Annotated in this window: 7 protein-coding genes; all 7 read left to right on the top strand. The window is 41.1% G+C overall.

All coding sequences use genetic code 11. From position 1 onward, the window contains the following. The first annotated feature begins 267 nt into the window (after positions 1-267). On the top strand, positions 268-2,547 hold the full coding sequence (gene gshAB / locus BKK52_RS05405) for a bifunctional glutamate--cysteine ligase GshA/glutathione synthetase GshB (RefSeq protein ID WP_077478161.1): 2,280 nt from the start codon (positions 268-270) through the stop codon (positions 2,545-2,547). A gap of 90 nt (positions 2,548-2,637) precedes the next feature. Then, complete coding sequence (locus BKK52_RS05400; protein WP_077478159.1) at positions 2,638-3,720, top strand: PhoH family protein; 1,083 nt, start codon at positions 2,638-2,640, stop codon at positions 3,718-3,720. Positions 3,721-3,730: 10 nt separating this feature from the next. Continuing rightward, positions 3,731-4,189, top strand: a complete 459-nt coding sequence (gene ybeY, locus BKK52_RS05395; RefSeq protein ID WP_370597049.1) for an rRNA maturation RNase YbeY — start codon at positions 3,731-3,733, stop codon at positions 4,187-4,189. 14 nt (positions 4,190-4,203) lie between these two features. Next, positions 4,204-4,989: a Cof-type HAD-IIB family hydrolase gene (locus tag BKK52_RS05390; RefSeq protein WP_077420692.1), complete on the top strand. Its 786-nt coding sequence runs from the start codon at positions 4,204-4,206 to the stop codon at positions 4,987-4,989. A gap of 400 nt (positions 4,990-5,389) precedes the next feature. Further along, complete coding sequence (folP, locus tag BKK52_RS05380) at positions 5,390-6,217, top strand: dihydropteroate synthase (protein WP_077420700.1); 828 nt, start codon at positions 5,390-5,392, stop codon at positions 6,215-6,217. A gap of 33 nt (positions 6,218-6,250) precedes the next feature. Further along, a complete protein-coding gene (gene glmM, locus BKK52_RS05375) occupies positions 6,251-7,585 on the top strand; it encodes a phosphoglucosamine mutase (RefSeq protein WP_077420688.1) in 1,335 nt (444 codons plus the stop codon). 59 nt (positions 7,586-7,644) lie between these two features. Beyond that, positions 7,645-8,130, top strand: coding sequence for a phosphohistidine phosphatase SixA (gene sixA, locus BKK52_RS05370; protein WP_077478157.1), 486 nt, complete (start codon positions 7,645-7,647; stop codon positions 8,128-8,130). Positions 8,131-8,316: the final 186 nt, after the last annotated feature.

Genomic DNA, 8,316 nt, shown 5'->3' with positions numbered 1-8,316 from the left:
TTTTACAGGGAGCGAGGCGGCACCTTAAGGGGGATTGCAACAAAGTTGCAAAAACTCAGTGAAAAGTAACCGCTCTTTCCCCCCCTCCGCCTGCGACACCTCCCCCGTAAACGGAGGGAGGGAAGATAGCCAATAATTTTGTGCAAGTGCGACATAACACCGGTTCCATACATTTTGATCGAATTTGTTCTTTTTAATTTATCCCTATTTATTTTTTTCAAAAACCCGACCATAATACAAGGAAAATTTTTATGAAAAGGAGAATTCATGAACATCAAAAATCTCATTAAACAACATCAACTCGAATTACTTTTCCAACAGGCTACTTTTGGCATCGAAAAAGAAAGCCAACGGGTTCACGCCAACGGGGTAATTGTGACAACCGAACATCCCAACGCCTTTGGTAATCGCCGTTTTCATCCTTATATTCAAACAGATTTTGCAGAAAGTCAGCTTGAATTGATTACGCCCCCTTCTAAAACATTAGAGGAGGCTTTGCGCTGGCTTTCTGCTATTCACGAAGTCGTGTTACGTACATTGCCTAAAGATGAATATCTTTTCCCCTTCAGTATGCCGTCAGGTTTACCACCTGAAGCGGACATTAAAGTTGCACAACTGGATAATGCGGAAGATGTGGCATATCGTGAACATTTGGTGAAAAGTTATGGCAAATACAAACAAATGGTTAGCGGCATTCACTATAATTTTCAATTAGATAGTGAATTTGTAGAAGCCTTGTTTAAGGCACAAAGCGAACAAAAAAGTGCGGTTGATTTTCAGAATGATTTATATCTCAAAATAGCGAGAAATTTCCTACGTTATCAATGGGTTTTACTTTATTTCTTCTCTGCTACGCCGACAGTGGATGAAAATTATTTCCGTGACGGTACACCGCTTCAACCTAATCAATATGTGCGTAGTCTGCGTTCAAGCCCTTTTGGTTATGTGAACGACCCTGAAATTAAAGTTTCTTTTGAAAGTTTACAAGCCTATGCGGATAGTCTTGAGCATTGGGTGAATAACGGTAAGTTGATTGCGGAGAAAGAATTTTACTCTAACGTTCGTTTACGTGGTGCTAAGAAAGCCCGTGATTTAGTAAAAACCGGTATTCAATATCTTGAGTTCCGCCTTTTTGATCTCAATCCTTTTGCACCTTATGGTATTACCTTGGAGGATGCGAGATTTATCCATTATTTCATTTTATTGATGGCGTGGTTGGATCACACGGCAGATCAAGATGACATTGAACTGGGTAAAACCCGTCTGGCGGAAGTTTCTTGGGAAGATCCTTTATCACCAACGGCTTATTCTGTAGAAGGGGAGCTGTTATTACTTGAAATGCAGAATATGCTCGACGTTCTTCAAGCCGATGATGAAATTAAAGCTATCGTAAAAGAAAAATTTGCACAATTTGAAAACCCGAACGACACGCTTTGTGCCAATGTGGTCGTTGCTATTGAGAAATTTGGTGGTTATCAAAAACTGGGTGCGGATATTGCGAAAGGCAATAAGAAAAATGCACTTGAGCGTTTTTATGCCTTATCCGCTTTTGACAATATGGAACTTTCAACCCAGGCATTAATGTTTGATGCGATTCAAAAAGGCTTGAAAGTTGAAATTTTAGATGAGCGTGATCAATTTTTAAGCCTGCAATACGGCGACCATATTGAATATGTGAAAAACGGTAATATGACATCGTATGATCGCTATATTTCCCCCTTAATTATGGAAAATAAAGTCGTCACGAAAAAGGTGCTGGCAAAAGCCGGTTTTAATGTGCCGAAAAGTGTGGAATTTACCGATATAGAAAGTGCGGTCAAAAATTTCCCGCTTTTTGAAAATCGGGCTGTGGTGATTAAACCGAAATCGACCAATTTCGGGCTTGGTATCACCATTTTTCAATATGGCGTACAAAACCGGAATGATTTTGCCAAAGCCGTAGAAATTGCTTTCCGTGAAGACAAAGAGATTATGATCGAAGATTATTTGGTCGGCACAGAATATCGTTTCTTTGTTTTAGGAGGGAAAACTCTTGCGGTATTGTTACGTGTACCGGCAAATGTGATTGGTGATGGAGTACATTCGATTAAAGAATTAGTGGCAATGAAAAATGATCACCCATTACGTGGCGATGGCAGCCGCACCCCATTGAAGAAAATTGCCCTAGGCGATATTGAAAAACTTCAATTAAAAGAACAGGGGTGGACAATTGATTCTATTCCGCCAAGGGATCTAATCGTTCAATTACGGGCTAATTCCAATATTAGTACCGGAGGGGATTCTATTGATATGACGGACCAAATGCACGAAAGTTATAAACAGCTTGCCGTGGGAATTGCTAAAGCGATGGGGGCTGCCGTATGCGGTGTTGATTTAATTATTCCGGATTTAACAAAACCGGCAGAACCTCACCTAAAATCTTGGGGCGTAATTGAAGCCAATTTTAATCCAATGATGATGATGCATATTTTCCCGTATGTAGGAAAATCACGCCGGGTAACTTTGGATGTGCTTGATATGTTGTTCCCAGAGCTGAATATTCGCTAAAACGGGCGAAAAGTGCGGTTAATTTTGACCGCACTTTCTGATAATGTATTAAAATAATTTTGAACTAAACTTAACCATAAGCAATTATTAATGACAACTTTTACCCTAGAACCCCAAGATAATGCACGCCTTCAATCTCTTTGTGGGGCATTTGATGAGCATATCAAATTGATTGAAAAAGAGTTTAATCTGAATATTGCCCGCAATAATTTCACCTTTACCCTCAAATCCAATGAAGAGAATCCTAAACCTCATCACGAAAAACTTATTCAACGTGCGGTGAAATTACTCCAAGATTTATATGTGGAAACGGCACCGATTAAGGGAAAAGTCAATGAATTGGATTTGGAAGAGGTGCATATCGCCTTGCAGGAAAGCCGAATGCTTTCTCAATCGGAATCCACAAGGGAAGAAAGCCGGGTTTATAGCACAACGATTAAAACGAAACGTGGTGTTATTAAGCCACGCGGTGAAAATCAAATTCAATATTTGCGTAATATTTTAACTCACGATATCAGTTTTGGTATTGGACCGGCAGGGACGGGCAAAACCTTTTTAGCCGTAGCCGCTGCAGTGGAAGCTTTAGAACGGCAAGAAATTCGCCGTATTTTATTAACCCGTCCGGCGGTGGAGGCAGGAGAAAAACTGGGTTTCCTACCGGGGGATTTAGGGCAAAAAATCGAGCCTTATCTACGCCCCCTGTATGATGCGTTATTTGAAATGCTGGGCTTTGAACGGGTGCAAAAACTGATGGAGCGTAATGTGATTGAAATTGCCCCTCTGGCGTATATGCGAGGTCGCACACTTAACGATAGTTTTATCATTTTAGATGAAAGCCAAAATACGACTATCGAACAAATGAAAATGTTTCTCACCCGTATCGGCTTTAATTCCAAAGCAGTGATCACCGGTGATGTCACACAAATTGATTTACCGCGTAGCACCAAATCAGGTTTACGTCATGCCATCGACGTACTGGAATCTGTGCCTGAGCTCAGTTTCAATTATTTTGATAGTCAAGATATTGTGCGTCATCCTGTAGTGGCAAAAGTGGTACAAGCCTATGAAGCTTGGGAAATCCAAGATGAAATCCGCCGCAAGGCGTTAGCGGAAGCACGCAAAGCCGAACGGGAAAAAGAGCGGTCAATTTTAATCGAGAATTTAGGAGAATAATGTGGGCAATATGATGATTGATTTACAGCTCGCCACAGAAAATACGCAAGGTTTGCCCACGGAGGCTCAAATTATCCAATGGGCAACAGAAGCCGTTCAGCCGGAAAGCGAGAATGTGGAAATGACGGTGCGCATTGTGGATGAAGCAGAAAGTCACCAACTCAACCTCACTTATCGTGGAAAAGACCGCCCAACCAACGTGCTTTCCTTTCCCTTTGAATGCCCTGATGAAGTTGAACTCCCCTTGTTAGGCGATTTAGTCATTTGTCGCCAAGTGGTAGAGCGTGAAGCCTGCGATCAAGGAAAACCACTGATGGCACACTGGGCACATATGGTGGTGCATGGCAGTTTGCATTTATTGGGCTATGATCATATTGACGATGAACAAGCCGAAGAAATGGAAAGCCTTGAAACACAGATAATGCAACGTTTGGGCTTTGCCGACCCTTATCTATTGGAAAAAGAATAAATTTTGGAGTAATCATGTATAAAGCCGTATTTAGTGATTTTGATGGAACCTTATTAACCTCCGATCATCGCATTTCCCCAAGAACTTTAGCCGCTATTGAACGTATCACCCGTAAAGGGATCCCTTTCGTACCGATTTCAGCCCGTTCACCTCTTGGTATTTTGCCTTATGCCAAGCAAATTGAGGATTACAGTGTCATTGTGGCATTTAGCGGCGCATTGATTTTAGATAGAAATCTGACCGCACTTTATTCCGTAAAAATCACCTCAGAAGATATTCAAAAAATTAATGATGTGTTGGCGGCATACCCCAAATTAGGCGTAAATTATTACACCAACGATGATTGTGTCGCCCGAGATGTGAAGAATAAATGGGTCGTTTTTGAAAAGAGTGTCACGAAAATTCAAATTGATCCTTATGATGAAAAGGCGGTTTATTCACCACACAAAATTCAAATTATTGGTGATGCCGATGAAATCATTGAGGTTGAAAAACGCTTAAAAACCGCTTTCCCTCATTTAAGTATTTTCCGTTCTCACCAAAATTTCTTGGAAGTGATGGATAAATCAGCCACAAAAGGCAATGCGGCGCGTTTCTTAGAAGATTATTTCCATGTCAAAATGGAAGAAACCATAGCCTTTGGTGATAATTTTAACGATTTGGATATGTTGGAAAATGTTGGGCTTGGGGTCGCTATGGGCAATGCCCCTGAAGAAATTAAACAAGCCGCCAAGCGTGTTACCACAACAAATAATGAGGACGGACTTGCCCTGATTTTGGAAGAGATTTTCCCGGAATAAAATAAGAATAAAAAACAGATAAATATAACCGCACTTTGGCATAGAAAGTGCGGTTAAATCTTAGTTTTTTTACCGTCATAGTAAAGTGATGAATTTTTTGGCAAGATGAGAAAATCCGGTGACATTTTATGGTTACCGGGTTTGTTTTTAGGGGGAGCGAACATATCAAACGGCTTTTTTATTTCCTCTTTCCGGCAAATTACCTTTCAAATAGAGCATTATACTAATTCCACGGAAGTCATAATTAAAATTATGGCATATTTTGAAATTGGGAAAGATGTCCAAAAGTGAATTAAAGTTTTCACTGTGCAAGGCTTATTTCTATATAGTGGTTCTTTTCTTGACGGGATTTCGCTATAATTCCCCACCTCAAATTCACCCTAAAAACCGACCGCACTTTATGAGACTTTATACCAATAATAAATCCCTTGATTTATCACACCCTCAGATTATGGGGATTTTAAATTTCACTCCGGATTCTTTTTCGGATAGTGGAAAATTTTTTACTCTTGATAAAGCCCTTTTTCAAGTAGAAAAAATGCTCAATGAAGGAGCTGGCATTATCGATATTGGGGGCGAATCTACTCGCCCAATGGCAGAGGCAGTGTCCGAGCAAGAAGAGCTTTACCGTGTTATCCCCTTAGTCGAAGCCGTTCGTCAGCGTTTTGATTGTTGGATTTCGGTGGATACTTCGAAAGCTATCGTGATGGAAGAAGCGGCAAAAGTGGGGATGGATTTGATCAATGATATTCGTGCGTTACAAGCACCGAATGCCTTAGCGGTGGCGGCGAAATTGGATTTGCCGGTTTGCCTTATGCATATGCAAGGTGAGCCAAGTACAATGCAAGCCAATCCTCAATATCAGGATGTGGTAGCAGAAGTGCTTGATTTTTTACGTCAGCGTTCAGCAATTTGTATTGCGGCAGGTATAAAAAAACAACATTTAATTTGGGATATGGGGTTCGGCTTTGGCAAAACCGTTCAACATAATTATCAATTGTTACAACAACTTCGTGTATTTTGTGATGAAGGTTATCCTGTGCTTGCCGGTTTATCACGCAAATCAATGATTGGAGCGGTATTGGATAAACCGGTAGGGGAAAGAATGGTCGGCAGTGTGAGTGGAGCGTTAATCGCGGCTCAGAACGGGGCCAAGATTTTACGGGTACATGATGTGGCAGCCACAGCTGATGCACTCAAAATTTGGCAGGCAGTAGAAAATGCCTAACTGATGAAGATGAATAAAATAAAGGAATAAATTATGGCAGAACGTAAATATTTTGGTACAGATGGCGTGCGTGGTAAAGTCGGAACTTACCCGATTACCCCTGATTTCGCCCTAAAATTAGGTTGGGCGGCAGGTAAAGTGCTGGCTTCACAAGGATCAAAAACCGTTTTAATTGGTAAAGATACCCGTATTTCGGGCTATATGTTGGAATCGGCGCTTGAAGCAGGGCTTGCCGCTGCGGGACTTTCAGCCGCCTTTACCGGCCCAATGCCGACACCGGCAATTGCTTATTTAACCCGAACCTTCCGTGCAGAAGCGGGCATTGTCATTTCCGCTTCTCATAATCCTTATTATGATAACGGCATTAAATTTTTCTCAGCCCAAGGCACAAAATTACCCGATGAAATTGAAGAAGCCATTGAAGCGATGTTAGAGCAGCCCATGGATTGTGTTGAATCTGCAGAATTGGGAAAAGCCCGTCGGATTAATGATGCCGCCGGACGCTATATTGAATTTTGTAAAGGCACATTCCCGGCGCATTTAGGCTTAGAGGGCTATAAAATTGTGGTGGATTGCGCCAACGGGGCGACCTATCACATCGCCCCGAATGTATTGCGTGAATTGGGTGCAGAAGTTATTGAAATCGGCACAGAACCAAATGGGGTCAATATCAACGAACAATGCGGTGCAACGGATGTTCGGGCATTGCAGGCAAAAGTGTTGGAGATGAAGGCTGATGTCGGCTTGGCTTATGATGGTGATGGCGACCGCATTATGATGGTAGATCACCTCGGAAATAAAATTGATGGCGACCAAATTCTCTTCATTATTGCTCGAGAAGCATTGCGAGCCGGACAATTAAAAGGCGGGGTCGTGGGCACATTAATGAGTAATATGAGCCTTGAAATTGCCCTAAAAATGCTGGGTGTCCCTTTTGTTCGTGCCAATGTGGGTGACCGTTATGTTCTTGAAAAAATGTTGGAAAACGGTTGGACACTTGGGGGAGAAAACTCCGGTCATATTATTATTTCCGATAAAAATACCACAGGTGATGGCATTGTTGCTTCATTAGCGGTGTTGGCTGCTATGGTTCAGCATAAACTTTCCCTCAATGAATTGGTAAGTGCAGTGAAGTTATTCCCTCAGGTTCTCATTAATGTGCGTTTTGCCGGGGGGAAAAATCCATTAGAAAGTGAGGCTGTAAAAGCAGTGGCGGCAGAGGTTGAAAAACGTTTAGCTGGAAAAGGCCGAATTTTATTACGTAAATCCGGTACTGAGCCTTTAATCCGTGTAATGGTCGAATGCCAAGACGGTGAACTTGCCCAGCAATGTGCAGAAGAAATTGCCGAAGCAGTAAAAGCCAATTAATTAGTTTTGACCGCTTTTTGAAAAAAGAGCGGTCAGTTTTTTAAATTTAGGAAAGCAAAATGAATATTTTTGTTATGCGCCACGGTGAAGCTGAAGTGATGGCAAAAACCGATAAAGAACGCCATTTAACCGACTATGGTAAAAAACAAGCTTTTGCACAAGGTGAATGGTTAAAAAATTATATAAAATCCACCGCACTTTCATTTGATCTTGTGCTTGTCAGCCCTTATCAAAGAGCTTTGGAAACTTTTGAAGAAGTTGATGTAGCATTTGATTCGGCGTTAAAAAACAAACAAGAGATTTGGGATGGTATCACCCCTTATGGTTCTGCTGAGCTTGTCGTCAATTATTTATCCGTGCTAGAAAATGAAGGAGTGGGATCCGTTTTGCTTATTTCCCATTTACCCTTAGTCGGGGAAATTGTGGCTGAACTTTATGGCAAACGAAACCCCGTGAGTTTTTATCCAGCAACCCTTGTACAAGTAGATTGGAAAATGGGAAAAGGAGAGATTTTGACACATCATTACCCACTGGAAATGCTTTAAATTGGCTAAAAAAGCATCCTTTTTAAAGGATTTATTTCTTTACAAAAAATAAATTTAAAAATGGGAACTTTTAAAAAAATACTTGTGTTTCAGTGGGTTATTGTTTTGGTTGTTTGATTAATAGTCAGTTTTGCGTGAGGGAAATGTAAAGTTTTTTTTCGGCTATTTTATTTTGCATTTTTTTGC

The organism is Rodentibacter trehalosifermentans (assembly GCF_002000545.1).
GTDB lineage: Bacteria > Pseudomonadota > Gammaproteobacteria > Enterobacterales > Pasteurellaceae > Rodentibacter > Rodentibacter trehalosifermentans.
Note: the sequence above shows the minus strand (reverse complement) of the source record. Positions and strands in the feature narration are given on the sequence as shown.